The sequence below is a fragment of the Vibrio azureus genome (assembly GCF_002849855.1).
GTDB classification, from domain to species: domain Bacteria; phylum Pseudomonadota; class Gammaproteobacteria; order Enterobacterales; family Vibrionaceae; genus Vibrio; species Vibrio azureus.
The window spans coordinates 66,027-92,474 of record NZ_CP018618.1 but is presented as its reverse complement, the minus strand read 5'-3'; the positions used below and the strand labels follow the sequence as shown (position 1 = coordinate 92,474).

General features: G+C 40.9%; 26 protein-coding genes. 2 read left to right on the top strand and 24 right to left on the bottom strand.

What is annotated here, in order from left to right:
- The first annotated feature begins 204 nt into the window (after positions 1-204).
- Positions 205-1,338, top strand: coding sequence for a GIY-YIG nuclease family protein (locus BS333_RS21230; RefSeq protein ID WP_021709000.1), 1,134 nt, complete (start codon positions 205-207; stop codon positions 1,336-1,338).
- 286 nt (positions 1,339-1,624) lie between these two features.
- Here the strand turns inward: BS333_RS21230 and BS333_RS21225 are convergent, their stop codons facing one another.
- Positions 1,625-4,564: a helicase HerA domain-containing protein gene (locus BS333_RS21225; protein ID WP_021709001.1), complete on the bottom strand. Its 2,940-nt coding sequence runs from the start codon at positions 4,562-4,564 to the stop codon at positions 1,625-1,627.
- 10 nt (positions 4,565-4,574) lie between these two features.
- Positions 4,575-5,081 carry a conjugative transfer protein MobI(A/C) gene (gene mobI / locus BS333_RS21220; protein ID WP_021709002.1) on the bottom strand — a complete coding sequence of 169 codons (507 nt, stop codon included), beginning with the start codon at positions 5,079-5,081 and terminating at the stop codon, positions 4,575-4,577.
- A gap of 305 nt (positions 5,082-5,386) precedes the next feature.
- Between mobI and BS333_RS21215 the strand changes: the two genes are divergently transcribed.
- Positions 5,387-5,623 (top strand): hypothetical protein, encoded by a 237-nt coding sequence (locus BS333_RS21215; RefSeq protein WP_021709003.1) that lies wholly within the window; start codon positions 5,387-5,389, stop codon positions 5,621-5,623.
- Positions 5,624-6,187: 564 nt separating this feature from the next.
- Here the strand turns inward: BS333_RS21215 and BS333_RS21205 are convergent.
- From BS333_RS21205 to BS333_RS21100, 22 genes are all read right to left on the bottom strand, one after another.
- Positions 6,188-9,223, bottom strand: a complete 3,036-nt coding sequence (locus BS333_RS21205) for a conjugal transfer protein TraG N-terminal domain-containing protein (RefSeq protein ID WP_021709005.1) — start codon at positions 9,221-9,223, stop codon at positions 6,188-6,190.
- Between the two features lie 2 nt (positions 9,224-9,225).
- On the bottom strand, positions 9,226-10,623 hold the full coding sequence (locus BS333_RS21200; protein WP_021709006.1) for a conjugal transfer protein TraH: 1,398 nt from the start codon (positions 10,621-10,623) through the stop codon (positions 9,226-9,228).
- 17 nt (positions 10,624-10,640) lie between these two features.
- Positions 10,641-11,636, bottom strand: coding sequence for a conjugal transfer protein TraF (gene traF, locus BS333_RS21195; RefSeq protein ID WP_021709007.1), 996 nt, complete (start codon positions 11,634-11,636; stop codon positions 10,641-10,643).
- 257 nt (positions 11,637-11,893) lie between these two features.
- Positions 11,894-12,136, bottom strand: coding sequence for a hypothetical protein (locus BS333_RS21190; RefSeq protein ID WP_021709008.1), 243 nt, complete (start codon positions 12,134-12,136; stop codon positions 11,894-11,896).
- Positions 12,136-13,314: a toprim domain-containing protein gene (locus tag BS333_RS21185; protein WP_021709009.1), complete on the bottom strand. Its 1,179-nt coding sequence runs from the start codon at positions 13,312-13,314 to the stop codon at positions 12,136-12,138. The genes BS333_RS21190 and BS333_RS21185 overlap by 1 nt, the downstream gene beginning before the upstream one ends.
- Positions 13,301-13,636: a hypothetical protein gene (locus tag BS333_RS21180; protein ID WP_021709010.1), complete on the bottom strand. Its 336-nt coding sequence runs from the start codon at positions 13,634-13,636 to the stop codon at positions 13,301-13,303. The genes BS333_RS21185 and BS333_RS21180 overlap by 14 nt, the downstream gene beginning before the upstream one ends.
- 387 nt (positions 13,637-14,023) lie before the next feature.
- Positions 14,024-14,308, bottom strand: a complete 285-nt coding sequence (locus BS333_RS21175; protein WP_021709011.1) for a hypothetical protein — start codon at positions 14,306-14,308, stop codon at positions 14,024-14,026.
- A 75-nt stretch (positions 14,309-14,383) separates the two neighbouring features.
- On the bottom strand, positions 14,384-16,216 hold the full coding sequence (locus tag BS333_RS21170) for a VWA domain-containing protein (RefSeq protein WP_021709012.1): 1,833 nt from the start codon (positions 16,214-16,216) through the stop codon (positions 14,384-14,386).
- Between the two features lie 74 nt (positions 16,217-16,290).
- Positions 16,291-16,539, bottom strand: coding sequence for a hypothetical protein (locus BS333_RS21165; RefSeq protein WP_021709013.1), 249 nt, complete (start codon positions 16,537-16,539; stop codon positions 16,291-16,293).
- Positions 16,539-16,982, bottom strand: coding sequence for a DUF2787 family protein (locus BS333_RS21160; protein WP_021709014.1), 444 nt, complete (start codon positions 16,980-16,982; stop codon positions 16,539-16,541). Before BS333_RS21160 ends, BS333_RS21165 begins: the two co-directional genes overlap by 1 nt.
- Positions 16,983-17,606: 624 nt before the next feature.
- Positions 17,607-17,789, bottom strand: coding sequence for a hypothetical protein (locus tag BS333_RS21155; RefSeq protein WP_021709016.1), 183 nt, complete (start codon positions 17,787-17,789; stop codon positions 17,607-17,609).
- 172 nt (positions 17,790-17,961) lie between these two features.
- Positions 17,962-18,537 carry a hypothetical protein gene (locus tag BS333_RS21150; RefSeq protein WP_021709017.1) on the bottom strand — a complete coding sequence of 192 codons (576 nt, stop codon included), beginning with the start codon at positions 18,535-18,537 and terminating at the stop codon, positions 17,962-17,964.
- A gap of 243 nt (positions 18,538-18,780) precedes the next feature.
- Entirely contained in the window at positions 18,781-19,866 is a 1,086-nt protein-coding gene (locus BS333_RS21145) for a DUF3150 domain-containing protein (protein WP_021709018.1), read from the bottom strand.
- A gap of 274 nt (positions 19,867-20,140) precedes the next feature.
- Complete coding sequence (locus BS333_RS22255) at positions 20,141-20,371, bottom strand: hypothetical protein (RefSeq protein ID WP_021709019.1); 231 nt, start codon at positions 20,369-20,371, stop codon at positions 20,141-20,143.
- A gap of 71 nt (positions 20,372-20,442) precedes the next feature.
- Positions 20,443-21,399, bottom strand: coding sequence for an AAA family ATPase (locus BS333_RS21135; RefSeq protein ID WP_021709020.1), 957 nt, complete (start codon positions 21,397-21,399; stop codon positions 20,443-20,445).
- 83 nt (positions 21,400-21,482) lie between these two features.
- On the bottom strand, positions 21,483-21,755 hold the full coding sequence (locus BS333_RS21130) for a hypothetical protein (protein WP_021709021.1): 273 nt from the start codon (positions 21,753-21,755) through the stop codon (positions 21,483-21,485).
- Positions 21,755-22,030, bottom strand: coding sequence for a hypothetical protein (locus BS333_RS21125; RefSeq protein ID WP_021709022.1), 276 nt, complete (start codon positions 22,028-22,030; stop codon positions 21,755-21,757). Before BS333_RS21125 ends, BS333_RS21130 begins: the two co-directional genes overlap by 1 nt.
- 9 nt (positions 22,031-22,039) lie before the next feature.
- Positions 22,040-23,242: a lambda-exonuclease family protein gene (locus BS333_RS21120; protein ID WP_021709023.1), complete on the bottom strand. Its 1,203-nt coding sequence runs from the start codon at positions 23,240-23,242 to the stop codon at positions 22,040-22,042.
- Positions 23,243-23,322: 80 nt separating this feature from the next.
- Positions 23,323-24,330, bottom strand: coding sequence for a phage recombination protein Bet (bet, locus tag BS333_RS22685; protein ID WP_021709024.1), 1,008 nt, complete (start codon positions 24,328-24,330; stop codon positions 23,323-23,325).
- A gap of 77 nt (positions 24,331-24,407) precedes the next feature.
- On the bottom strand, positions 24,408-24,776 hold the full coding sequence (locus tag BS333_RS21110) for a hypothetical protein (protein WP_021709025.1): 369 nt from the start codon (positions 24,774-24,776) through the stop codon (positions 24,408-24,410).
- A 499-nt stretch (positions 24,777-25,275) separates the two neighbouring features.
- Positions 25,276-26,082 carry a DsbA family protein gene (locus BS333_RS21105; protein WP_021709026.1) on the bottom strand — a complete coding sequence of 269 codons (807 nt, stop codon included), beginning with the start codon at positions 26,080-26,082 and terminating at the stop codon, positions 25,276-25,278.
- A 20-nt stretch (positions 26,083-26,102) separates the two neighbouring features.
- Positions 26,103-26,432: a hypothetical protein gene (locus BS333_RS21100; RefSeq protein WP_021709027.1), complete on the bottom strand. Its 330-nt coding sequence runs from the start codon at positions 26,430-26,432 to the stop codon at positions 26,103-26,105.
- Between the last annotated feature and the right edge of the window lie 16 nt (positions 26,433-26,448).

Below are 26,448 nucleotides of genomic sequence, written 5' to 3'. Positions count from 1 at the left end.
ATCACCCAAATGAAAGTGCGGTGTCTTTACATCTAATATCGAACTAAATTAGCACAGACAGTGATTGCGTTTTTACTGATTTGATAGCTGAAATGATGGTGTGCCCAAAATTTTAGCAAGCCCCAACGTAAAGCCTCAACTTGCATACTTTTTTGGACCCACCTAGAATTATAATTACATGGGTTCAAAAAAGTATGGTTTGTTATGCCAGTTTATTTAAGCTTTGGAAAGAATATCCAAGGGAACTTCTTTCACATTGATGCACAGCAATCAGGTAGGACTCCATTAATCTGCCCTTTTTGCTCTTGTCCCTTGATTGCTGTGAAAGGCGCTAAAAAATCAGCACACTTTCGTCATGATGGCGAAACGTGTCATGAGTCACTCAATGAAATTCCTCAGATACCGGCTTGGCATCACTTTCACCTCAATTATCCATTGAAGGTTGTTGAAACATTGAAGCAAGGTTATGACGCGGAAAGTAAATCACCGAACGTCTTCAAGTTAAATGCCTCTCACCTGCCGCACTCGCTTCATCATGAACTGTTAGAACATGATGTTTGGACCGATAACGTACTATTTACCGAGACTGCAAAAGTCATACTCGGTAGTTTAACAATGGAAAGATTCAGTAAGTGGATGCGCGACCATTTACAGCAACGTATACAGGACTTACGTCATGCTATCGAGCAAGGTCAACAACATCGTGCTTGGTTAGAGATTGAATCGCATCGTCAACAATCGATACTCACCGCCTCACTGTATTTATTTGAATATCAATTGGGGGATGGTTCAATCATTCATAAGGTAGGTCGGACATCGAGACAACCAGAGCAGCGCCTTAAAGAAACCGTCCAGGATCTTGAAAAAGCAACAGATCAAAGTGTGGTAAAAAGTAAGATTTTGCGTGTTGTTGCCAATTGTGGCCATGTTGAACAGTATGTCTTTCATCGCTATCACAACCAAGTAGCGAAGGTGGGTTTGCACACAGAATACCTGCTACTTGATGACAAATCATTGAAGCGATTGAAAGCGGAATTTACAAAGCTGACCAACAATCTAGAACCCTTCAACAAAGCGGAGCGGTTCGTCGTTACAGGCCGTTGGAAGTATGAAGAAAAACGCCTCGCAGCCTCTAAACGTGGCATCGAGCTAACCCAACGAGAGAGCGGTAAGTTTGGTCGTCCTAAAGGAACTACGGTCAGCACTGATGACTTTCTGGTAAAGCACTCTGATATTGTCACCAGTTTAGAACGTGGCCGCTCTATCAACCAAACAGCAGAATTTACAGGTAAAGGACGTTCAACCGTCAAGCGTGTAAAAGCAGCCATGAACAAATGAGGGGAAAACGGAATATGGCACTTTGAATACTCATTCATGAGCACGATTAACGAGGAAGTTGCAGCACTTTAAAACGATTAATGTCTCGATCATTCATGGGAATTAGCATCGGTTGAGGTCCTCAAAGCTCAGCGTGTTCATTAAGCATAAGAGGACATTTTAAAATTGCTCAAACCGGACATTACTAAATTGCGCCTACAAATATTGGACAATTTTGATTGAGGATGTTGACGGTCAAAGGTTGTTAAAAGGAGCACCCCTTATTGGATACCCCTCGTTGACAAGTCTAATAATTTTTAATTAACTTCCAAAACATTGTAGAACATTGATGTTCCACATTTTTCCTTCCATCCACAAAAAGCGCGTGATGCTTCTCTAGTTCTCGAACTCTGTTTAATTGGCTCTCAAGATCCTGCTTCGTCTTGGTGTTTAGTAGTTGTTCAACATCTTTGCTCTTTGGGTTATTGAGGCGGTGAGCTATCCATGCTGTCATGTAGTCGCTATAGCTGTTCTCGTTAGTCTGAAAGTGGTCAAGTCCTTGAGTGGACAACAGACACCCCACGCCGAACTCACGACCTTCTTTGAGTATTTTTCGCAAGCTTGGGAAATCCTGGCTCATGAAGTTGTCTGCTTCGTCTACCAGGATTAACTTTTTCAAAGCTCGGTACTGACCTGATGGATTAGGCTTTGGTGCAAGGTGCATTTGTGTATAGAACTGGTCAAGCAAAACGGCAACGATGAGGTTCTGCAAGTTTGGATCAATGCCACCCAATGTTACGACTACAACATTTCCATCAAGTAGGTCATAGAGCGTCTTACACTTCCTTCCGTTGTTCTCAAATATCTCGAAATCATACAAGTCAGAAAGCGCAGAAGTCAGCGAATCTTGTGGAACCTTGCGCTGACCATTATAAACAGCGATAACGTCCCTCAGAGTCGGTGGAGTATTGCTGTATGTACTGACATCACCATTGTCTATGTTTTTGTTCTCATAGGCAGCGAGGATGCAGTTCTTTAGCATTTGCTCCTGCTTTACTCCCAAACGAAAAACTTTGCTCAATGTGGAGATGAAAACCTTCGCATTGTTCATTAACGCTAAGCGGTGGTCTGAGTGTAAAGCAAATGGGTTAATCGGTAGATTGTTCGCCTCTAACACGGTTGCACCAGTTGCGTTAACGAAGTCATAATCAACGTAGTCTGACTTGTAATCAAAGATGAGGATGCCAAGTGACTCACCATCTGTGTTGAACTCTTTTTGTCTTCGAAGCTGTGTGACGATACTTTTCACAGTCTGCGTCTTACCGGTTCCCATAGTGCCGGCGACAGCAAGGTTAGGGTTTAAGTACAAACTGGTATCCGTTGGACACCAAAGCATGTCTTCACCAGTTTCCTTTGATTGTCCTACCACGATAGATATTTCATTGTTCGGCGCACGGTTTGATGAGCTGACCAAAGGAGAGGGCTTTTCATCAGACTTCGTGCTCTTAGCCTGACTGATGTTATCTGAAGCTGGCTTGTTAGAATGTGCGTTGTTTGACTTCGACAGTTCCGGTTGAACGCTATGGGTTTCTGCAGCGAGGTTACTTTCTGCTGACAGTGTTGGTTTGACTGGCTGCTTAGGTTTTGATTTGGCTTTTTTGCCCTTCACTTGGTAAGACTCAGGAATGAGGTTGTCAGACATACACTTCGCGGGTTTATGGCGCTTGAGTGTGAATGCCAGGTTCTTATTCAAAGCATCGTAAAGCTTATCAGCCAAAATGAGTTTCTTCTTCGCCCTAGTCACAGCAACATAAATCAGATTCAATTCATCTTCAGCAAGTGGCTGTCCATCACCGAACGCTGCTTCAACGGCACTAAAGTCATCAGCCAGCATCACTACATCAGATTCCAAACCTTTACTTCCATGTGCGGTGCATAATTTCACAAACGCTTTGTCAGGAATAATATCGAGCGTCCACCTTAATGCCATTATTAGATCCATGAACTTATCACGGTCCTCTTTAAACCAATCGATAATTACCTTTGTTTCCAAATCGCGTTGCTCGGCAATTAGCTTGTCAATGTTGTCGTACTTCTTATAAAAGCCTATACCTTCACCATTCTGTGAAATGTTCAAAATTGACTCTGCTTTCACTAATGTAAAGCTGGCTTTGTTGTCCGTAACAAACACAGTCGGAATTTTTGATTTATAGCAATCAATCAGGATATCCAATAAGTGAATATTGGTGTGAGCAATGTACAGCATATTGTCAGAGTCATCATAGTCGGAGCCTTTTATAATCTCCGTATCAAACCCTCGACCCGTGATTTTTACGCTGGTATCGTAGTGTTTTAATATCTTGCTGGCTAAATCTGCTAAATCTTGCCCATATCGAAATGAAATAGATAAGGGAAATGACTCACACGGAACCACAGTCATCGCATTAACGCCGCCTTTGAACTGATAGATATTTTGGTACTTGTCACCGACAAATATCTTCTGAATCTTTTGCGACATAATGACATTAACAAGAACTGGTGGTGCGTCTTGTGTTTCGTCAAACATGACGTAGTCATAGTTAATTACTGGTTTTGAAAGTTGCCAATATTTAACGTAACCATCATGAGAGCAATAGCAATCATTGTTTGTGTCAAACATTGATTTCAAAAGTAAGTTGGCATGATTGACCAAATACAATAAAGCTTCCTGATTTTGGTTCGACTTTATTGCCTTGCTGTTAACTTTACTGGTGACTAACTTTTTGGCTTTTTCAGTAACGTGCAACTCTGTTAGCTCAAGAGATGCGGTTTGAATAAAACAATCACAGATATCAACTAATACACGCCAATTATTTTTCATGTCTAATGCATTGAATAATGGATTGTCTAAATTGAACTCTGAATGGTCTAGTACCATTTTCATGTTAGGCTTCAAATTAACTTTTCTTAAAAAGCCTGCTTTTACTTCCTTACAGAACGTTGATAAGGCATAAGAGTGAGATGTGTATATGTGAACATGAGTACCAACAAACAAACTTCTAGCTTCACGTTCAAGAGATTTGTTATAGCAAAGGTAAATACCCATTTTATTTTTCTGATATTTTTCTACAGCTCTTAGGAATGTACTTTTCCCTGAACCTGCATAAGCAAAACCTTTAACATCTTCTTTTGCTTCAATTGCATCCATTAAAGCATTCATCTCATCTGTTAAATCATGTTCGCCAATTGTTCTCACTTTTATTTCCATTAACTACATCCTATTTTTTCAATGACTCTTTAATCGCTTTGATAGAACGATTTGTTTTCTCAACACGATGTTTAATTTCTATTGCCTTGATTTTTTGCTTAGAACGTTTTGAAGCCCAAACTACAGCATTATGAGCCTTACCTAAATGTTTTAATTGGTAACGGACTTCTGATAAAGCATCTTCCATTTTTGTTATAAGAAGAAGCTCCCATTCCTGTGCCTTACCAAATTGTGATGCCTTGTATTTCCCACTTTCAGGAACAGCAATAGATTTCACCAACCGCAAAGTCTTATTACCATTTCTAACAAATCGAATTTCATGCCAACGAACACGGAAACTAAATCCTACAAACTCTATTCGCATTTCGTAATTTGTAGACTCTATGTTTTTCTTGTCAGAATAGTCCCTGTTGAACTCTCTCTCTGCTATAGCCCTTCGCCAAACACCTTGAATCGCTTCTGTCTTTTTATACAAGCCATCTATTTCCTCGTAGATAGCATCGACTATCGCTTGCATACACTCTCCAATACTAGTGATTATGCTATAAGTTGATTTCATCAAATTATACCATTACAAATGTAGTAACCAAAAAGGTAGGTTTTTGGCACTATAAGATACGGGGCCAAAAAGGTAGGTTTTTGGCACTTACATTTAGAGCTTGCCAATGTGAAGATTTCTATGGAGGTTTTTGGCACTATGTGAACGCTCTTGTGATTTTTAATTGTGAATGCTGTAATATGGTTCTGGTTTATTTTTACTTATGAACTATATTTTTTGGAAACTATATTTATTTGTTACTATATGAGTAAATGGAGGTGATTATGGAAGACAAGTCAATAAACATATTGTGGAAGTTTGCGGATACTGGTGTATTCCTAATCATAGTCGCAATTCTTTCTTTTGGCTATCTAAAATATGGGTTTAGTTTGTTTGACGCTATTATAGGTGTTTGTTGTTACCTTGTTTATAGAGCATATTTCATTGAAGTAGATAAGAGTGTAGGTGTGAATAAGAAAGCTAGAACTTATGATGATGCACCGATTAAAATAAGACGTTAGGAGTTAATTTATGTTTTTGTGTATTGCTATATCTTTTTTTTCTATATTGTATATAAATTAATTAAAGGTGATATTCAATGTGTCTATGGTTCATGTTTAGGTAATTCTAGTTATCCTGATGTGAAGTTCAAAGGTGATGCAACTATAGATAAGGATGGTTTTAACACTATTAAAAATAAATATGATGAAAGCTTATAAAAACCTTGGAAGAACCAAGGTTTTTTATTTTTCTATCGGAGTATATCATCAACCCCTACTGGATTGTAGTCACTATCTATTGACTGTAATCTTTCAACTTCATTTCTACTATTTTCATCTCTCCTTTCTTCTTGTTCTATTTTTTCATAGTGGGAATAATTAGTGCTGTATTCACCTGAATCATCATTACCATTGGCTAAATGGCTCTTTGTCTGTCTTTAAATTACTATTAAACATAAGCTAGCCACTTTCTCCTATAATGCTTTCCTCAGATTGGTTTTCATTATCATTGACTATAGCGGGTAAATATTTTTTATCGCTGCTCTTTGATGTTGAGGCGTTATTTTAATAATCAATTTGTTCAGGTTATTTATATTCACTTTCGTATGTGAATAAATTAGCCATTTCTCCACTGACATCGTCAATAAACCCACTAACTGTTTCCTTTAATTGTTCTAGATTATCCAACGATTCACTGCTGTCCAAGTATTCATTTAGTGCATTGAACTTTTCAGAAATCATCTCAGTTGCTTCTATCTCTGCCTGTCCTATTGGTGATTCATAAAAGGCAGCTCTCATAGTGTTATATGCATTCGATATTGTTTCTTTTGCAGTATTTACCTGTTCAGAAATTGGGTTTGCAACGTATCCAATTTTTTGAGAAATATCGTCAAATATATCACCAGCTAGCATGCTAGCAATTGAGTCCTTTATATAATCTTGTGTATGTCCCATAGGAACAATATTGGTATCATCTTTAATTCCTAGCTTTTGCTTCATATCATCGACTTTGTCTTGATACTGTTTAAATTGGTCACTGTTGAAGAACTCATCCCCAGATTTTTCAACGTTATTGGCATTCTTGGTGAAATTATCCATCAAGTTAGTTCTACTTTCGGATAACGGATCATTCTCATCGACATTGAGACTACTTGGTACTACACCTTTTGTTGGACCCACAATTTTTTGTCTATCCAAATCACCATATTTAAGATTGTTTGGTAATTCTTCAGATATATTTGGATTGACTCCATTAGTTCTGATCTCTTCAGGTGATGATGGTTGTTGTCCATGGTACTGACTAAGAACTGCTTGGTTATCTTCCATATTTCCTAGCTCGTTATTCGTTATCATAAACGCTGCTAGTTTGGCACTGTCAGAGTCTAAATCTGTAGCATTTACGCCACCATCCATTTCCTGATAGTTCTGAGAAAACCTTCTTAGCCACTCAGGATTATCTCTGTTTTCGTTAATCTGTTTATCGAGGCTACTTTGAACATTTTCGTCTTGTCCAATCATGGCTAGTCCCATTCTTACGTCGTCGTTCATGATTGACGCTGTATCTGTAGCACTTACTGCATTTTGGTATTGATCTGTGCTAGCTTCTACCTCTTGTCTCGCTTGTGATACCCTCTCAGCTCTTGAGTCCATTTCGCTGTTATTGGTGGTAACAGACTCGCCATTTTCGTAGGCTGCATTTTTTGCTTCATCGAACTTAGCTTGTAGGGCAATTCCCTTTTCGCCTGATGTTGCGTCTTTATATGCTTTGCCTACATCTGACGATAAAGATTCTGCAAATTGTTCAGCCGTTTTCCCACCAGTACCGACCACTTGGAGCCCGGCAGACATAGCCAGGATAAATTCGTTCTTCTCTTGTCCCTGTAGGCCATATGAGTCAGCAAGAGATGTAAGGTGCTTCTCAGCGAAGTTTTGCATGGTGCTAGAGCCGGAATTAATAGACTGACCTGCCTTTAGTATCTCGTTAGTGCTGAAAGCATTACCATTCGAATTGATTAGGGCATTCTCGACTGCTTGCTGGTAATTAGCTTGTGCCGTTTGCATCCTAGTTTGGGCCTCTGACACAGAACTTGCGTTCGCCAAATTTCTTGAAATGTTGCCGACACGCGATTCCGCGCTCTGAGTCATGGTGTTTCCATACGCATCACGAGTACCGCTGTTTAATGATCCCCAATCTTCAATAGCGCCACCCTGTTTCGCTATTTCCGGTGTGGCATCTGTGTCTTTAGCGGTTGCTGCTGCACTTTTCATTGCTCCCATCATCGCCATGCCAGAGCCGGTAACGAGCGACATAGCCATAGCCGGTACGATAGTAGCCGCAATCATTCCCCCTAAGCCTAAGAGATCTTTTGCTTGCTCAAATATTGCTTGTATCCATTCAATTGAGCCAGTTTCATATTGCAATCCTATCTCTGTCACAGCTCTAGCCATCTGTCCCATAACAACACTCTGAGCGACAACCAGTAGCATCGGGATTAATTGAATGACCGTAAGCATCTGTAGGAATAGAAGGAGCGTTTTGGAGCCTACAGAGCCACATAGCGCCATCAATCCAATGAACGGTGTGAGGGCGTATAGCAAGCATTCCATTATGGCAATGAACTTGTTTACGATTTGTACCCACATCTCTCCTTGAATGATCCAGCCGTAATTTCTCTGTTCTACGGAGCTTTGTAGGTTTTCTGCGTAGTCGGAAGCGTTGTTTTTGTGGTAGAACGATAGCTCACCTTCTTCAGCGAGTTTGCTTGCCATCATCGTTTTCATCAGATTACGATTCATAGCAGCATTAGCGCCAATTGAAGCGAGGACATCGCTAGTAACACTCTCTACGTTCTCGCCAGTACGTACCCCCATTCTCTCGTTGAAGTAGGAATACATGGTGACGAAATCACCAGAGTTGATCATAGTGATAATTTTCGAATATGCGTCCATACAGGATTGTTCTTCTATAACTCCGCTTGAGCGCACTAGAAATGTTGCGAATGACGATGAATTGAACTGAATGTTGGTAAAAAAGTCCCCTTCTTTCATAGTTCGAGTCAAACCATCTCGCTTTGCTTTAACCATCGCACAGTCACGCATGTAATTGTGGAAGCTAGGACAAAATCTATAGCCGGATAATACAGAGTTACCATCCCCTGCCGGACAGGACTTATACGCGATATCTCTATATGCAGCCAATGCTTTTAAGGGGCTTAGATAGCCCCTCTCAGTAACACGTTCCTGCGGGTTGGTAGTGCCGAATGCGGTTTCAGTCAGTTCAGCCAGCTCTAGCCCAATATTACTGATTAGCGAAGCTGGTACAGCGATGGCAATAGGAATGTTGTCTATGGTGGTAGTCGTGCCATCATATCTATTCTCAATGCCGACTGTACCCAATGTATTGAATCCAGCAACATATATGAAAAACGCCGCTAGTAGTCGTGGTATGGGTAACTCCTGTTTTCCATCTGACAATGAAGAAAGCATAGCGATAATGAACACTAATAAAGCAACAGCCGCCGCTGCTGCTTTGTAAGTTGAGTTAGCCGATATTGCACCAACAGCGTTAAAAACGGTTTGAAGTGTTACCACATCCCCAAAGCTTACAATGTTCCAAACCATAATTACTTACCTGTCAGTGTATTGGTTTCACCTTCACCAAAGTTGACACTATCAAGCTTCACTTTGATATCTTGGAAATCAGAGTCTTTAGATAGAAGGTTATATTCTTCCAGATAGTACTTAGAGCTATCTAGGAGCACCTTTTCAGCTTGCGTCTTCGCTGATTCTTGACTGTCAGTAGTGAAAAGGTTTTTAAGAGCCGCTTGTGTTACTTGGATGTATGACGTTATTTGCATATATGCGAGATCAAGAGCCAAACGCTCCGCACAGGTATTGGCTATGTAAGTACCAACCGTAGCCACTGTGCCGTTAACCGCAGCTTGGTAGATTTTTTGATTACAAAATTGACCAATCATCGTTGGGAACTTGAGAGTTTGTTTTGCGTTAGTACTCCACTCAGTGTCATTTTGGTAGGCAACAATGACACCATCGCTTCCAAGTAAGGCATCATATACACGATCACGTAACCCTTTGATAGTGACAGATTTAGATGGTGCAAGCGGTGCATTTAAACAGCCGTTTTTATCCGATGTATCACAGTCATAAATTTTGAATGTGCCACCGTCTATTAAGTCGGTTAGTCTAATGGTACGTCCCTGGTACACCGTAGGCTTAGGATCTGATTCTGGGTCACTACTTCCGTTTTTGATTACTACTGTACCAATCATGGTCATAAGTAACTCTAAGAACTCGTCATCTCCACCGTATAGGCTATGAACTTTGCTTTCCTTCATCGCTTTCCATGTCGCATTGATAGTGATTTTCTCCTTCGTGGTTGTAGGATCAGCTGTAGCCAAAACTTTAGATGGAGAGTGACCAGCTTCATTAGCCCATCCCCATGCTTCGTTTAGGTCTTCCCATTGACCGCTGTTGACACCGAGAGTCTTCGCTGATGTATCGGCTTTTGCCGTTGTCGCAAAGTCTATTCCCGCATTAACAATGCCTTGCGCCGCTTGGCAGCTATCAATATTAATGTTGTTGGCAAACTGCGCTGTTTTTTCCAGAGAAGTCATGATCTGTTCACAGGTTGGACACGCTGATTGCAAAGCCAGTTTTACACCATATCCAAGAGCATTAGCGCCAATTGCCTGAAATGTTTGAATAAATTCATCTTTGTTAATGAACGAGAAGCTACCGCCATACAGATTTATCCCACCACACCCTGCGGATACTGATGGCGCGGTTGCAGATACTAAATTTGAGCGTTTGATAGGAGCTTTCATAAACAAGCTGCCACCGGATATCACGCCTCGACGGGCAGTGTTATAGGCATTAGGAGTTGTTGTGTTGGTTAGCATATTGAAGGTATCGCGCATTTGGTCATTTATGCTTGCAGTAGCAAGTGGCGTATTTAATAAGCTGACCATAAACAAGCTGCCCGTTAATAGATTTAGTTTCATTGCAGTAATCTCCTTGTTTATTGCGCTGATAAGCTTTGTTGATAAAGTTTTTGAAATTCTTGTGGGGCATTCTCAGGAACTTGAAGTCCACTGGTTACGTAGCCATTTGGATCAACATAAAGACCGCTTGGTTTGGTTAATTGGTACTGTTGTTCGTCAATCAGACCTGAACGCAATGCAGCAAACAAAAGGCGATCCTTTAGGTCGGTTATGGAGTGCATCCCCTGACCTACTAGTTCAATTGCTCTGGTGTTTGGGTTGAACAGGTACGTAGCGGGTAGGACTTGAATACCTAGTGATTGGGCTTGTGTTGTGTTGACTTCAAAAGCTTCACCAAGAACGGTTGGTGGAGGTGTGCCATCCATTGAAACAGGGAATATAGTGAAGCCAAACTCCGACTGTAACTGTGCCACTAGCTCTGCTTGCCGTTCACTGAATACATCTTCACTGCGGTAGAAGAAATATAAGCCGGACTCGTTACCCATTTCTTCTAGTAGCGCATGCTTATTTTGAGATGCTTGTACATTCATAGTCTTCATCCCAAAGTTAGCGATTGGGCGAGATGAGGTTTGGTCAAGGAACGGTTCAGCCATTACTGCTTTTTGTCGTTCCATACCAAATGCAACGGCGCGGTCACGCATAAACTTTTCTAAATACAGATAAGTTCGCATTGCCTCCTGGTCATATGGATTGTTCATCGCGGCATCAGCATATTTTTGAAAATTCTCTCTAAACCATGCGCTTGATAGTGGCTTTTTTTCTGGCTTGGTTTTGGCTGGCTTGGGTGTAGTTAGCGGTTGTTCCTGCTTTAGTTTTTCTAGGAACTTTTCTTTCTCATCTTGCGGTAGTTGTTCATACCAATACCAACCTTTTTCACTATCTGCGAAGTATTTGTTATCGCTGCCACTTTCGTTAGCTAAGGTTTGTTTCTTGGTTTGCGTTGGTTGGTTTTGCGCGTGAGCAAAACTGGAAATGACTACACCTACAGCTATAGGTAGTAAGAGTTTGTTCATTTAATAATCCCTTAGTCTTAATTCGACGGAATGTGTTTCATCTCTTATTGACTCACACTTTTCGAATTTCCAAAGTCAGCGAGAAATGAGGCTAGATTGCGTTGCGGGTATTATTAGAACAGTGTGATAAGCGAACAACTTAACAATGTTAAGACGTTTGGTGTTGGGTGTTCAGAGGGAAAGGTATCAAAGGAGTAATTGTGTTTAAGTATAAGTTAAAGATGTCCCACACGCCTTTGGCGTGTGGGTTATCTCAATTAAATTTCTGTTGAACCAACAAATTGATCACCAAGTAGAGCATCTGCCCCGCAATATCCCCACTGCTGCGGGAATAGCCGCGATAGCCTGACTAGAACATCGTGTGTCCAGCCATTCATTGGCGCATTATAGGTAGCTAACAGTTGACCTTCTAAACTCACAATTAACAACTGGTTGAACCGGTTCGGCGTGAGAATATCAGGCTCTTGTGGAGATTTAATATCTGTAATGAAACGAATCATTAGCAAGCCCCCATCCATATTTGTGTATGATGATGAGGAAATTTGCTTGTGCCGTGTTCAACTAAGACATCATTCCAATCAATAGATTTAACTCCGGTTGGGATATCCCAGGTCGGATACATAATCGCTACCCATTCATCGCTATCTTCTAGGCGTTCTGCAAGCCCCATAGCAGCATCTAACCCAGCTTCTACGGTTTTGCCATGAACAACACGCTTAGTGTCTTTATCAGCCCAAACAAAGATGTACTTGACCCCTTTAGGTGGCTGAAAGCTTTCCAAGATAGTTGATGATATACACGCCCATACGGGTTCATTTTGACAACCTCTGTCAGCAAGCATTTGCTTTACTGACAATGCTGTTTCTATACCTTCAGTTACGTGCAGGATTTCTCCATTGATTTCTGCCAAGTGTATTGCGCTTCCCGTTAAAGGACGAGACTCACATCGAGGCATCAATTTTTTAGCATTAACATCGATACCTTCCACAGCCATCTTTAGCTTATTGCCTTGATGATCCAAGAAGGTTCGATGAATTGTTGCTGCCTTACCATCGGGATAAGTGACCAGCGAAACGAGAGCTGGAAACTTGCCAATGAAAAGGTTCTTCTTAATGCCGTTGATTTTACGTGTTTCATACAAGGGCATTGCAGGGTTAAAGCGCATAGTTTTACTCAAACCATAGAGGTTTAGCTTTTTTAAGTCTAAGCCTCTACGAGACAAGTAAATTCGAGCTAGCTTAGCTTCCGGTGCAGTCAAGTCATATGCGGTTTGCCATGCTTTTCGCAATGAATACCGACATTTTTTGAGATGACTGGCATCCACTTTTGGTTGTGGCTGTATTTGTTGCGTTTGGATACTAGCACCCTTCCACTCCTTGCCACTAAGACCAAGATAGTCTGCAACTTCATTTAGAACGTACTGAAAATCTCGATCTAAAACCCACATAAGTAGGTCAAAACCATTGCGAAATACACCGTGTTGATTTGAAACCCCACCGCCAGTTTCCTTTGCATCTTTAAAAAGTCTAAATCCATCAGTACCACCATTTATTGGACAAGGTACGTGGTTCTCAACGTTTTTTGTTGCTTCGGAAAGACTTGGCGCGACAGCCTCAAGAACTTCTAACCAGCGACCTTTTGCCGCTGCTTTTACTACAGCTACTTTAGATTGATTCATAGTGGAATCTCCCTTGTAGTAGACGGCTAAGCATTGAACGTAATAGCTCAGCGTCTAAACCTAATGAACGGCAACAATTACAAAATGACAGAGGATGAACATAGTCATCTTCTAGTAGCCATTCGGTTGCTTCTTGCCGCATTAACTTGGATTTCCGACCATCCCGAATATCGTCAATAGCACTTTTGATCATGCCGTATTGAAGATCTTCAATCATTTGGTCAGTCCAAGTTGGATTTGAAATTTCATCTACAAGGCTTTGATTTTGCTGTGCCTGTAAATGATGTTTTTGATTGGTTGGTTGTGTAGTAATGCCTATCATGATGCTTCTCCTATAGTCCTTGAGGCTTTTCGAAGCCCGCAAGGGACAGGCAAGGCTTTGAAAAGCCCCAAGTAGAAGAAGTCGATAGAATTACTTGTCTGAACTCTTAGGTATTGGAGTGCCATATACCTGCAACGCATAGGCGATAACAGATAATTTAATGGCAATAACAATAACGAGAGGAATAGAAATGCTCATGTAGCCTCCTGATTAACAGGGACTATCCCCATACGGGGAAATAGCCCCGTTTGGGTGTATGAGTGATAACCCATAAATTTGTGCCCAATAGTTAGACGCAAATTTATGCCCTATCACCAAATCATGATCTTTAAGCACAAGGCTTAAATTGAATTTGGTGTGGGCAGGTATCAAATTGGAAGTGGATTGTTAAGAGTAGTATTTCCGAACAATTGGGCGTAGATAAGCACGTAAGGTGTTAATGTCATAGCCACATTTTAATGCGCAGATATCAGCACTAAATGGTTCATCACTTTCGTTCATTAACCATTCGATTGCTTCTTTCCGCATTGTGCTAGATTTGCGTCCGTCATTAATTTCATTAAGAGCCTGAATTAACATGCCCTCTTGCATCATGACGATTTCGCTTTCAGTCCATACACCATAAAACTCGGTTTGGCTCTGAACCTCTAGTGGAATTAATAGCTGTTCCATGATGTTGTTCCTTAAAAAAAGGGCAACACCATTCCCTACGGGCAGTATTGCCCGATTGGGTTTGATATTAATAAGTTACCGAGTCACTAAAATATCTTTAGCTACTTTGAATAACTCTGATTTGAGTTCTCTAATGTCCTGAATAAACAGTGCATTAGGGAAGTATTGGTAGAACGCTTGTTTACTACTAGAAATGGTGCCAATGGCAACGCCTATAACAGTAATACCACTTTTGGTAGCTTTACAGACCAAACGAGCAAGTTCTTCTCTTTGACCACCATTCGGATAACCATCAGTGATAATGATGATGACCTTGTGATGTTTTCTGCTGCTACATACTTTGCGTATGCAATGCCACAATGCAGAAGCTGTTGGGGTTGACCCTCCCCTACCATCAACTTTGTGATAACGCATGGCTAGTTTGTTGACACTTTCACCTTCGTCTAACAAGTTAAGTATGTTTCTATCGCAATCAGAGTCAGGAAACGCAGATGCACCGATGCCTACCCCATTGATTCGAGATAGAGCCTTTGCAAGAGCGAGTTGAGCTTCCCTTGCTGTACTCATCAGATTACGAGATGTCATCGAGCCTGAGTTGTCTACACAGACCTCAACAACCGTATCAATCTGAAGCTTTTTGCTTTTCTGTTTGAAAAGCCGAGCATCATTAACAGCGTAGCGGTGTAAAGTTTTAGAATTCAGCTTTAAACCTGAAGACTTCGTTCTACATCGCACTCTCATTTCATCTTCAACAATGGATTGTAGCTTTGCAGTAATCTGCGATGAAGTGCTGTTAACATTTGAATCAATACCCCAGCGTGTTCCGCTTATGGGATCAACATTGATGACTTCTGGCAGCGACACTCTGGATTGCTCTGGATTAGCTTCTGCTAATACTTCGAGCGATTGAGCGAAACTACTCATATCGTCAAACATTTCAGTTGAATCATTTGCCGCTTTTATTGATGCTCTGATTTGCTCTGACGTTGGTTGATTTGATTCTTGCTGACCAGAACTTGTCGAATTTGAGCTAGAGTTATTACCTTCGCTCTCCACCGGCTGTTCAGGTTCTACGCTGCTAGATTGTGAATCATCCGACCCTTGCGAGTTGGGTTCTTCACTTTCAGCATCATTAGCTTGTCCTGGTCCTTCTTCTGTTTCATCTGAACTGTCAGGTTCATTTGATTCATCAGGAGAGGCCGAGTCATCTGGATTACTATCCTCCGGTGTGTCGCTCGAACTATCTGGACTAGGTTCATCCGGTTCACCTTCATCAGGATCAAACTCATTAATAAGGGTATTTACCTTTACCGCTAAGTCGTAAGCATCTTTGGATGAAGATAGGTTTGGAAGCTCACTGCTTAACAAGTTATTGACTTGTATATAAAGCTTGAACCCAAGGTTTAAACAAAATGCGTCTTCAGCAGCATCCAAGTAGGGCTGTAAGTGCGTTTGTCCTCGATGCTTGACACGACAAGTCATCAGTAACAATTCACAAATGCAGCTTGCTGGTTTTGCGTCAGTTTGGATTGGTGGTCGGCTACCGTCATTTTGACGGTTAATCCAGATCTGGTTAATCCAGTTCTTAGTACCTACCATGCTTTCAATCATTGCATTCTCGATGCGCAAGTCTTCAAAGATATTCCAATAGTTTTTTAACGCTGTGGAACTGAAGTCACCTTGCAGGTTGAAAGAATCAAATTTGAGGTGTGCAGCTTCATGAGAAACAAAGCCAAGTACCGCATCTTTGTGTTCTTTCGATTTGATATTGAAATCTGGAATGTTGATGGTTTTTCCATCAGTCCACGCCTGATTACCCGATACCGTTATACGCACACCTAACTTGTCTCCAAGTCCGGCTGCGATTAATGGTAGGGAATTGTGTATAAGCTGATCTTGTTTATTCATAGTGTTTTCCTTTACGGGCAAACACTAGACCCCAAGGGCAAGATTTTGCCCAAGTGGGAGTATTTAAAAGAGGATCAATTAGTTACTTTCACATGAACGTATTGGCAATTATCCAGTTCGTTCAAAGTGTAACTATCAGTGCTGTTTGCATTGATCAGTGTAAGTAGTTCGTCTAAATCCCCATTGATTTCTTTTGTCGCGTTAACATCGACTAAAAAACCTGAACAGGAATCGTTGGTGTACTTTAATAGACTGAGTTCAGCTATCCAGTCTCGAACAATGTTATTTACGTTGGCGATAATGAAAAAATTTAGCTCCATCATTACACCTCCACTATGTCTTTATGCAGCAGTAAATGACCACCGAGAAAGTCAACTTTGAGTTCGTCATACATACCTAAGTTAGCGTAGGAGATAGTGTTCTTTACAAACATTTCAAACGTTTCGCTTACTTCATCATTCAGTGGCATTATCCCCATGAACTCTGAATAGTAGGTATTAAGTGATAAATCAAAGTCATTTGACTTACAAAGTTGGGCATCGCTGCTTTGTCCTTCATAAGCAAATTCAGTGTAGTAGTGTAAAGCAACATAATTACCGAGCTTTTCAACCATTACTTCAACAGGGCGGAAACCGCCTGTACTTGGGTGGTAATTTGTGTCGTTGAAGCCAATGATTGATATACCGTCCCGTTGTACATGTTCAGAAATGAACTCAATGAGTTCGTTGGGAACAGTAATCGGTAGGTTTTGTTTAAGAGTAAGCATGATGCACCTCATTAAAATAAAATGGGTGCAACTTCCCTACGGATGGTTGCACCCGTAGGTTTGATAGGGTTCCACGTTAAGCGGAACTATTAGGTTATGTTTTAAAAGCAGATTTTGTGGTGTCGCTGCTTTCGCCGCTTGCGCGATCTATGACGATTCTCGTCCGACATCGTACCGTTACCGGCAACCACTTTTTTTGCCTCACAAAGAGGACTTGGCTTTGCTCCAAGTGGAGCATTTAGTGAAAGTCCAAATAGGACTCTCGGCTAAAATCTAACTTGCTTTGATTCTATAACACTCGGTTTAGTTTTCAAAATAATGTGTATCTCAATGCGTCCTAAGTCAGCATTGAGATACACACTAACGTTGGGTTAGTGTGTATCGTGCTTAGTCTAATAGAAAAAACCTTTGTGTGGACAACTCACACTCTCAGTTAATTCATCATAGACTGCATCTTGATTAAATGAGAATTTTAGAGGCAACGTGATTCGGCTATGTGCCTCATATTGCAGCTCTATTCCCAGTGCTCTAAGCTCGTTTTTATCATCATGAAAACAAAGATGCTCAACATCGCTTCTAAGGTTTTGCTTTGCAAACCATATTATTGAATTTGGTGTCGAGCAGTTAGAGCGAGTTATCTTCGTCCCATTTATCCAACGCATCTTGCATTTCTTTGATATCTTGATCGTAATGTCGACACTCGAAGTAAAGCGGATGTGAACACAATTCGTACAGTTGACCCATAACTTTTTTGTATTCAGCTTCAGATTTAATTACTAAATTCATGTTAGGTTTTTCAATTGCCATATTGGCCTCCGTTAAAAAAATTAAAGGCCAGCAATGCCCCAGGGGCTTTGATGGCCCCATAGGGTTTAAGTTTGTTAAGAAAACGAGCTAGCGCGCTACGCTTACTCAAATCTTCGATAAGTAAGGCTAAAAAACGCCTTACTTACAAAGATTTTTATTTTCAGTTAAGCCTTTAAGGGGCTTTCTTAGCTTGAGCTATCTTCAATTCAAGATTTCGATTGAATTTTAAGTTTAACAAATGCATTTTGAATATGTTTATGGCTTCTTTCACGCTACAGCTACGGTACATGCCATCATTATCTGGATCATCCAGATAACAAAAAGCGCGTGCACCAGGGTTGTTCGTCATGATCAGCTTAAACAAAGTTATAGTGCATCCAGAAACAGGCCTACCCTCAGACATTTGTTCATCGATGCATTCAGCAATAAAACTCAGCTTGCCGCCGTCCTCCATATCTCTTTCCAAAGCATCCGCGGATGCTTGAATTGAAGCTTCCAAATTCTCTTCACATGTAGGGCAAACTTCCTGAGAGCATTCGTGGTGTCCGCAGTGCATGCAGTCAAGTGAAGAGACCTGATTGATTGCCCCCCCTAAGCATTCATCGAATACGTATTCTGATGCTTGATTACCGCAGTTAGGGCATTCAGTATCATCGCGGTCACAGTCTGTATCGAGTACGTTATCTCGAACAAAGATGGCCGCTTCCACTAAATCACCATTTCCGTTATCGAAAAGTTCTTTGCACATAGGTATTTCCTTTTTTGGTAATAAATAAAAGGCAATACCTTCACCCAACAGGCAATGTATTGCCCGAATGGGTGAGTGTTACTTTATAGGCGGTAGCTGAATGTCAGGCTAAACCTGTTGTAACACATGAATCTTCACGATTTTGATAGTAGACGCTAGAACGAAGTTTACGTTCGGAGGTCGCGAAACTTCTCCGTATAGATACTGCACTGGAATTGCTCTCGTCTAGGGTTTGTTTTGAACTTAGAAGAATGTAGCTTTCGTTGCAGATTGTTGTGTGCTCGACGTTGGAATATCGCTGAACTCAAAACTAAAATCTGCCTCGCTTAGTCCCAGATCTGACTCATCAGAATCAGGTTCTCCGAAACTAAAGTCTGCATCACCCAACCCAAACACATCGTCTGATTCAAAATCGACACTGGCAGGTTCTAAGGCTGACTCTAAGCTTACAGGTTGTGTTGGCTCAACGGCTGGTTGAGTAGCGGCAACCAGTACTGGTTCATTTTCTAAGTTGCTCATTAACGCTTGCAACTTATCTTCATCACTCATTTGATACAGTAAACCAGACAGTCTATGTACTTCATCAGTGTTGAGCTTACCAGTAATAGGCATGGCACTTTCTACTTGCTTTATCTTATTTACTAGCTTCAAAAAGCGACCATTTAGGAAAGCCAAACCTTGTACTTTCTCGCGGAGTTTCCGCAATGAAGCTACATTGGTTTGGTTCGGTTGAATTGCACCCGTTAAGCTATCAAGTAGCTTATTGGAGCTTTTCAAGATGTCTGCATCCAATGTTTCTCCCAAACTATCAACTTGATTTGATAGTCCAGCATCGACAGTGACGGCAGACTGGGCGGATTGAACTTTAAACATTGAGAAAGATGCATTAATACGTTTCTCAACATCTGAAGTAGGAGTCAACGCTTTCACAAGAATACGCTCGTATTGAGGGAAATTCTTGATCCAGTCTTGTTGAATTGACTCATGCTTTTGAAGATAAGCAGTTTTCTCTAGTTCAAATTGACCAACGATTTTTGTTAGTCGTTTGGCTAGTTCATCTGCCTTATCTGAAGGTATTGCATATCCACCAAGGAACGGGATGCCGATGGTCAAGCAAGCTCGTTCCATTTGACGTTTCAAAGTATTGAATACCTTGAGAGCCTTGGGATCTGTAGTGTGTTTACTGCCGAGGTTAATGATCTCTTTCGGTGGAACTTCACCTTGTAGTGAAAGGTCATTTTCTGCCAGTTTTTTCCGGCCTGTCCATTGGTTAACGTTCAGTTGAACAGCAACAATGTCATTCAGAACAGAGGTAGGTTGTGTAGTCATAATGGTATCTCCAATTTTATGTATAAAAAAAGGACATACCATTCGCCATAGGGCTAATTGATATGCCCTTTGGCGGTTTTGAAATTTAGATAAGAGTGCTTACGCTACTTCTTATCGTTGTTTCTTAGTGCTTTTTTGCTAGCTGCTTATCGCACCATTTCTCGATATTGGGTGCGTACATTGTTAGCAACCCAATAGCGATAGCAATACCACTAATTATGTAGATAGCTGTCATTATAGTTCTCCTTGATTAAGTGAACCTAAGTTTATGTTACTACTGATTAAGCTTTTCTGCTAGTGCTACAACGAGTAGACCGATTACAGTTAGTTTCAACACGTTGAAGTCTAAACCTTTCTCGATAGTATACACGAATGCAGCAGTATAGGATGCAGTGCCAAGCAGTTTTAGTTGAACAGCTACCTCTTTTTTTCGCTTATTTGCGAAGTGTACAACAACTTTTAAATACTTGACAAACAAGTCATATATTATATAAAAATCAAACATTTATGCCTCTTTAATTTTCAACAAGAGGCATATGTACCAACGGGACATATACCCCGTTGGGATTGATTTAATTACGCTTCAGGATCAAAGCTGCTACCAAATAGGGCTATAGCCCAGGTATTAATAGCTTCTTTTTCTTCAGCGTTAGAGCAACGATTAAGTAATGCACGATCAAGTGCATAGCTTAAAGCGCAAGGTGCTCCTATGTTACGTTGGATTTGAATAGCCCAACGAATTAGTGTTCGAGTAGAAAAAGTGACACTTAGCTCAACGCTAGTATCTTCCTCTCCTTTAAACACAGTTCTTACTTTATTCGCTAGTGCGACCATACGTTCACGAACGGTGTTAGGGATACTTGGAGCAACTTTTCCCAAGATATCCTTCTCAACATCTGCATCTGCATAGTCAACGTCAATAACGATGAATCGGTCTAGGAACGCGAGATTCTGACGCTGGACACCAGCATACATCCCATCGCTACCTGAGCCATTTGAATTTGAAGTAGCAATCAAACGGAAATTTTCGTGTGGATACACTATTTCGCCGTTCTTTTGCGATAACACTAATGGTGAACCTTCTAGCACTCCATTTAGGTTTGCTAATTCAGCCGGGTCGACAAGGTCAATTTCATTAAGAATGAGAATATGACCTTCACGCATAGCTTTGGTTAGCACACCATCCATCCAGACGGTTGAACCATTTTGAAGTGTCCATTGCCCTACCAAATCCATAAATTCGGTTGAGCCACCACAAGTGTAGTTTTGAACAGGGGAATGCAGCCGAGCGCAAACTTGTTCTACCAATGATGTTTTGCCGCAGCCGGTTGGACCGACAATCAATAACCCATCACCAAAAGAACAATCAATAAAGTTTACGACATCTCTTAACGTTTCCCGGCGAAACACATACTCTTTTTTGAGCATCGGTACATTAGGATGGTTACATGGTTCAAAACCTTTTACGCCGATACCTGTACCTTTAAAACCAAAAATTTCGAGTGGGTAAGTTTTTTCAATTAGTTTAGCCATAGCTGTTTTCCTTCAAATAATAAAAAGGGCAACTACAGCTCCCCTACGGGCTGTGTTGCCCGTATGGGTTGGATAATGTCAGATTAAGAGTACAGTAGTTTTTCTACTGAGAGCTGTTCTCTGATGTCTTCTGATACTAACAAAGTGACAAAGTCACCAAAGTAAGCGTCGAAGATGTTGACTGCACTGTAATAATTACCAGCAATCATACGTTTTTGAATTTTTTCTCCATCTAAATCAAGCTGAACTGATAGCTTTCTAGCAAGACTTATTAGTTGAAAAACATTTCCTTGTTCACCCCGCAAATCTAGTGTGATTTGAGGTACTTTGGGTTTGAAAGGTACTTTGATTGCCATTATTCCACCTCGCTTTCTGTGTAGCTGAAAACGAATTGCGGATTAGCAACCTTGTACTCTCCATTCAAGTAATTATCTTGGTCACGTTCAAACGATGGCATGTCCGGGTTATAAACCTTTATGGCATGTACAATGCGTTTTTCGTTTTCGATAATGCGAACCTTTTGCAGAGTTTTTTCTAGTTTGTAACCGTCAGGTTGGAACTCGAACTTTACTGTCAAAACGCTATCAATTAGCCGATCAACAGCAAGATATGTTTCACCGAAGTTAAACATACCCCCTCCTTAGAAGTAGTGGTTTTGAGCTGATTTTTCGAAGAAGTTACCTGGTGCCAGCGGCTTAATTGGCGCTGTTATAGGTGCTGCTTCTTCAAGTTCGGTAGGGTTTTCAACGCCACTTAAAAGCGAGGACGGAACAAATTGTTCTGCCGGAGTCACTGAAAGTGGTGTTGCTTCTTGCTTAGGTTGTTCTGCTTCAACTTTCGGTTGATATTGTTCAATTGGAACGTCAGCTTGGTTGCTGGATTCTTTTTGAATGGTCACTCGGAAGTAAGTAGAGCCTTTGTTACGGTGCTTTTCGATGAGTTCAGGTGGAATAACCACATTCATCGTATCTTCAATTTCCGCTAGCAAGCTTTGGTAGTCCACATTCCCTGTCTTATCGACACGGGTTGCGCGAATACCATCTTTTTTAAAGGTCTGGACATCACTTGGTATCTGTTCGGTGAAATACGATTCAAGCTGTTTTAGATCGGCCTTTACCGCATCGCTTTGACGAACGAGTTCAGCATGACGCGCTGACTTTTGTTTGTATTGTTCTACTCTTTCTAGCCAAGAGTTATCCTGGTTAGAAATTGGAGTGTCATAGACAACCTTATCTCGACCTTCGATCATCTTTGGAGGGTGGTTCGACTGAACATGTTTCCAAAAATCAATCGCTGCTTTTTCTGCCTTTTCAATAAAGGAATCATTGCGACGAATGAGAGTTGAGATTGGGCGTTTACCCCGTAAGTAGAAGTACAATCTACCAGTGTTAGCTCCCGAACAGTTCAATTGCCACTGCACTTGCGCTGCGTACATTTGAAACGTTGGGGCTTGTCCTTTCATTGCCAAAATTTCGTTATAGATCTTTTCGCAAGGACATTTTATTTCCAATACTTCTTTATCTGATCCTAATTTGTATAGGCCATCTAAAGAGGCTCGAAATAAGTGTTCATGGTCAGCTTCAACACATACTGGCATGTAAGGCTTTCCATATTCATTTTCAACGGCTTCACGTGCTTCAGGTTCTTGTTCTACTCCCCTTTGCACATGGTAGTTTTTAGACAGGTCATCCGGCTCTTTCAAGCCGACTAATTCTGCCCAAAGTTGGTAAGGTGTTTGATATGGAGATAACCCCATAATTACCGGAAGCATTGAGGCTGTAATACCTTCTTTCCGCCACGCAAACCATTTCTCACTACGTTGAACAATATCTACTACAGGCATAAGGCCCTCCTTAAATTTGAAAAATAAAAGGGTGCATCATGCTCATAAGGGCAGGATACGCCCTTATTGGGTTGGATTAATTATTCAGAGAACTCTTTGTTGAACGCTTCGTTGAGAGTGCTCAAGGCATAATCTAACGTTGCGCCGCTATAGCGTTCTTTGAAACTATCTTTTGTTGTGTCCCATGCGCCAGTATCAACAGTAAAAGACACCATTTGGTCAATCATATTGACATCCTTGGATGCCAACATACCAAATTGTGTTTTTACAATGTCATCTTCACTAGCTTGAGAATGGCTAGTCGTATTGGCTTGTTGAGTCTGTGTGTTTGCTTCATCAACAGGAACATATTGAGCATCTTCGAAGTTATCAAAGTCAGCTTGATTCAAGTCATTCATCAGTTCTGATTGTGCTTGAGGTTTTGGTAAAGGCTGAGTTTGTTCTTCGAACTCGATGGACTGCTTAGTCGTTGCTTGGTTCTGGCTCTCTATGATTCGACTTGCTTCGTCTTCATCATAAATACCCACGTAACCTAATCCTATGCGAGCCGCTTGGATCATTGCCTTATGGCGCAGCATGCGCTTTGTATGGCTTTTCCAAGGGTTGTTGTAGCTTAGGTTTCGGAATACTTCATCGAGGTATTCCCGCACTATCGTTGGACGAGTTCTGTCCTTGCGGTAAATGATGCACTCACACCACTCAGGACACTCTTTGGCATTAGGCATTGTCACCTTTTCAGATGAGAACCTAAATTCTAACCCATCAAATTGAGGGTGAGAGTTTATGATCCGCGACCATCCATCAACACCAAGAATCGGAATTATTCCGTTGTTTTGGTCAGGGAAAGCGTAGATCTCCTTAGTGAAAGGATTCAAACCATATTGGTCTGCCACAATCAAAAGAGCCATCATTTGTTCATTGGTTGGTGCATCGCCGTTACGTTGCTTAAAAGCTGTCGATTTCAGTGTTTCCCAAAAACCTCTTGGATCAACACCAAACTTCTCAGCAATTTTTCCGACCAACTTCTTTTTGTTAGCGTCTTCCTTTTGTGAATGTTGAGTTTGATTATTTGTTTGAGCATGTGTCATTTGTAACTCCAAAGACGGAGCTACACCCATAGGGACATAGCCCCATCGGGTTTGATTTAAAGAAAGCTAACCAAAAATTAACTTTGTGCTACCACAACGTGACCATTTAGAACGGCAGTTGTCATCGGGTAATGGATACCTTTCTGTTTACGAGCGTAAGCAGGGATATTCATTAGTTCTGCGCCAGAGATTGCTTTTGCTTGGTTAGCATTTGCGATCCGCTGTTCTACTTCGTATTTAGTCATACGAACATTACGTTTGATTTGAGAGGGAGAACGGTTAAGGAGCAGTTTGCCAAGTCGAATAGCGGCATATGCAATAGTTACAGGAACTAAAACAAAAATTGCCATTGCTACGAATTGAGCTGCTGAATCTGAAACTTTATACATTGCAATAATGAATGTACATACAAGTACAGATGTTAGCGTTTGTTGAGTTGAGTTCATAATTTACTCCAATTTTAAATAAAAAAGGGTAAATCTATGCCCCACTTTGGGTAAAAGATTACCCTTGGGGTTTGATAGGATTCCACGTTAAGCAGAACTATTAGGTTATGTTTTAAAAACAGATTTTGTGGTGTCGCTGCTTTCGCCGCTTGCGCGATCTATGACGATTCTCGTCCGACATCGTACCGTTACCGGCAACCACTTTTTTGCCTCATAAAGAGGACTTGGTTTTGCTCCAAGTTGGAGCATTTAGTGAAAGTCCAAATAGGACTCTCGGCTAAAACTAGGTTAACAATATCATAGAGTAAAAATTTTCCAAATAAAAAAGCGCACTTTAAAGTACGCTTATGTTTTTCCAAAAATTGTTCAACTTATTAATTGATTGGGCTTTGGGAACCAGCAAGTTGAAGTATTTTTCAGACATTATTAACTCTTTGAAGTCATTTATCCATGCTGTTTCATCGTCACAATTAGTCGATTGTAGAGCCAAGTTTTGCCATTACTCGCCCTTTTGATTAGTAAATTTGGCTTTCAATTGCTGTGCAGACCACCCGCCATGAACTCGTTCAGCACCGATAAACACAGTTGGAGTTCCTGTCACTTTTAATTGAGCACCTAAGCCTCTTACCTTCTCAATCTGCTTTCTAGCTGTTTCCATGTATGGTTGAAGCTTGTCTTTTTCGATACCGTAATTTACTAAGATTTGGTCAATACCTTCACGAGTCAATTTGCTGCCCATAATTGCATGGTGAATGTCTCCATACATTTCAGGCTTATAGTAGAACACAGCCGTTGCCACCATTGCGGAATATGCAGATGTTGGCTGATTGGTGAAAATAGGATATTCCTTCACGATTACTTTTGCTTCAGGATCAATGGCAACAAACTCTTTTAGCGTTGGTGCCAAGCGTTTACAGTATCCACAGTTATAGTCAACAAACTCAACCATTACATGCTTACCGTTCGGGTTGCCAATAAATGGATCGTTCTTGTCGTTGTACAAAGCATCCATAGATGATTCAACTTTCTTGGCTTCTTGGACTTTGGCTGCTTGCTCTTGCTCAAAGCGATACTTGGCAAGGGATTTCACTACGACATCAGGGTTATCCATAATAAAGTTTTTAACGTCTTCCTCTGCGAACGATGATGGTGCCTGAAGCAAATTGGTTTCAACATTAATCATTGCATCGGACAGCTTTGTTATAACTTCACTTTCTTCTTGCAACGAGGTGTAAAGCGCTACATTCGAAATAATTAGAGCTAGGCAGACGCCACCTAGTCCGAGGTTGATCTTCTTCTGTTCCATTAAATATTGCTCCTGATCGATTAGTGCTTGGTAGGCAAAAATTGGGAATTAGTTATTGTAAAGTCAGCTTGAGTATTGCGTGACTTAACATTGTTAAGCGGTTTTGACTGTTCAGGTAACTTGCATAAGCTGAGTAAGAAGTCAGTCACATCGCCTTTTGATTCATGAAGGGTTTTTATATTTTCGAATTGCTCTTTGCCTGAGCACTGATCATTTGAAACTAGCTCAACGTTGTTATTCAACTCAAAAGCAATAGATAGCGGGATATTTAGTTCGTTTGAATACTTTAAGATTTCACCAATTTTATTGTTCAAATCATTGAATTTATTGTTTTTATCTGGTGTTTTCATTTAGGACTGCCCCCTT

Coding starts and splice junctions, on each gene's coding strand:
- BS333_RS21205 (WP_021709005.1), bottom strand. CDS start 9,223: ATGGTTTGGAACATTGTAAGCTTTGGGGATGTGGTAACACTTCAAACC.
- BS333_RS21200 (WP_021709006.1), bottom strand. CDS start 10,623: ATGAAACTAAATCTATTAACGGGCAGCTTGTTTATGGTCAGCTTATTA.
- BS333_RS21145 (WP_021709018.1), bottom strand. CDS start 19,866: ATGACTACACAACCTACCTCTGTTCTGAATGACATTGTTGCTGTTCAA.
- traF (WP_021709007.1), bottom strand. CDS start 11,636: ATGAACAAACTCTTACTACCTATAGCTGTAGGTGTAGTCATTTCCAGT.
- BS333_RS21105 (WP_021709026.1), bottom strand. CDS start 26,082: ATGGAACAGAAGAAGATCAACCTCGGACTAGGTGGCGTCTGCCTAGCT.
- mobI (WP_021709002.1), bottom strand. CDS start 5,081: ATGCAAGCGATAGTCGATGCTATCTACGAGGAAATAGATGGCTTGTAT.
- BS333_RS21180 (WP_021709010.1), bottom strand. CDS start 13,636: ATGATAGGCATTACTACACAACCAACCAATCAAAAACATCATTTACAG.
- BS333_RS21150 (WP_021709017.1), bottom strand. CDS start 18,537: ATGTGCAAAGAACTTTTCGATAACGGAAATGGTGATTTAGTGGAAGCG.
- BS333_RS21185 (WP_021709009.1), bottom strand. CDS start 13,314: ATGAATCAATCTAAAGTAGCTGTAGTAAAAGCAGCGGCAAAAGGTCGC.
- BS333_RS21125 (WP_021709022.1), bottom strand. CDS start 22,030: ATGTTTAACTTCGGTGAAACATATCTTGCTGTTGATCGGCTAATTGAT.
- BS333_RS21100 (WP_021709027.1), bottom strand. CDS start 26,432: ATGAAAACACCAGATAAAAACAATAAATTCAATGATTTGAACAATAAA.
- BS333_RS21110 (WP_021709025.1), bottom strand. CDS start 24,776: ATGAACTCAACTCAACAAACGCTAACATCTGTACTTGTATGTACATTC.
- BS333_RS21215 (WP_021709003.1), top strand. CDS start 5,387: ATGGAAGACAAGTCAATAAACATATTGTGGAAGTTTGCGGATACTGGT.
- BS333_RS21155 (WP_021709016.1), bottom strand. CDS start 17,789: ATGGCAATTGAAAAACCTAACATGAATTTAGTAATTAAATCTGAAGCT.
- BS333_RS21165 (WP_021709013.1), bottom strand. CDS start 16,539: ATGATGGAGCTAAATTTTTTCATTATCGCCAACGTAAATAACATTGTT.
- BS333_RS21225 (WP_021709001.1), bottom strand. CDS start 4,564: ATGGAAATAAAAGTGAGAACAATTGGCGAACATGATTTAACAGATGAG.
- BS333_RS22255 (WP_021709019.1), bottom strand. CDS start 20,371: ATGTTTGATTTTTATATAATATATGACTTGTTTGTCAAGTATTTAAAA.
- BS333_RS21130 (WP_021709021.1), bottom strand. CDS start 21,755: ATGGCAATCAAAGTACCTTTCAAACCCAAAGTACCTCAAATCACACTA.
- BS333_RS21170 (WP_021709012.1), bottom strand. CDS start 16,216: ATGAATAAACAAGATCAGCTTATACACAATTCCCTACCATTAATCGCA.
- BS333_RS21160 (WP_021709014.1), bottom strand. CDS start 16,982: ATGCTTACTCTTAAACAAAACCTACCGATTACTGTTCCCAACGAACTC.
- BS333_RS21120 (WP_021709023.1), bottom strand. CDS start 23,242: ATGCCTGTAGTAGATATTGTTCAACGTAGTGAGAAATGGTTTGCGTGG.
- BS333_RS21190 (WP_021709008.1), bottom strand. CDS start 12,136: ATGATTCGTTTCATTACAGATATTAAATCTCCACAAGAGCCTGATATT.
- BS333_RS21135 (WP_021709020.1), bottom strand. CDS start 21,399: ATGGCTAAACTAATTGAAAAAACTTACCCACTCGAAATTTTTGGTTTT.
- bet (WP_021709024.1), bottom strand. CDS start 24,330: ATGACACATGCTCAAACAAATAATCAAACTCAACATTCACAAAAGGAA.
- BS333_RS21230 (WP_021709000.1), top strand. CDS start 205: ATGCCAGTTTATTTAAGCTTTGGAAAGAATATCCAAGGGAACTTCTTT.
- BS333_RS21175 (WP_021709011.1), bottom strand. CDS start 14,308: ATGGAACAGCTATTAATTCCACTAGAGGTTCAGAGCCAAACCGAGTTT.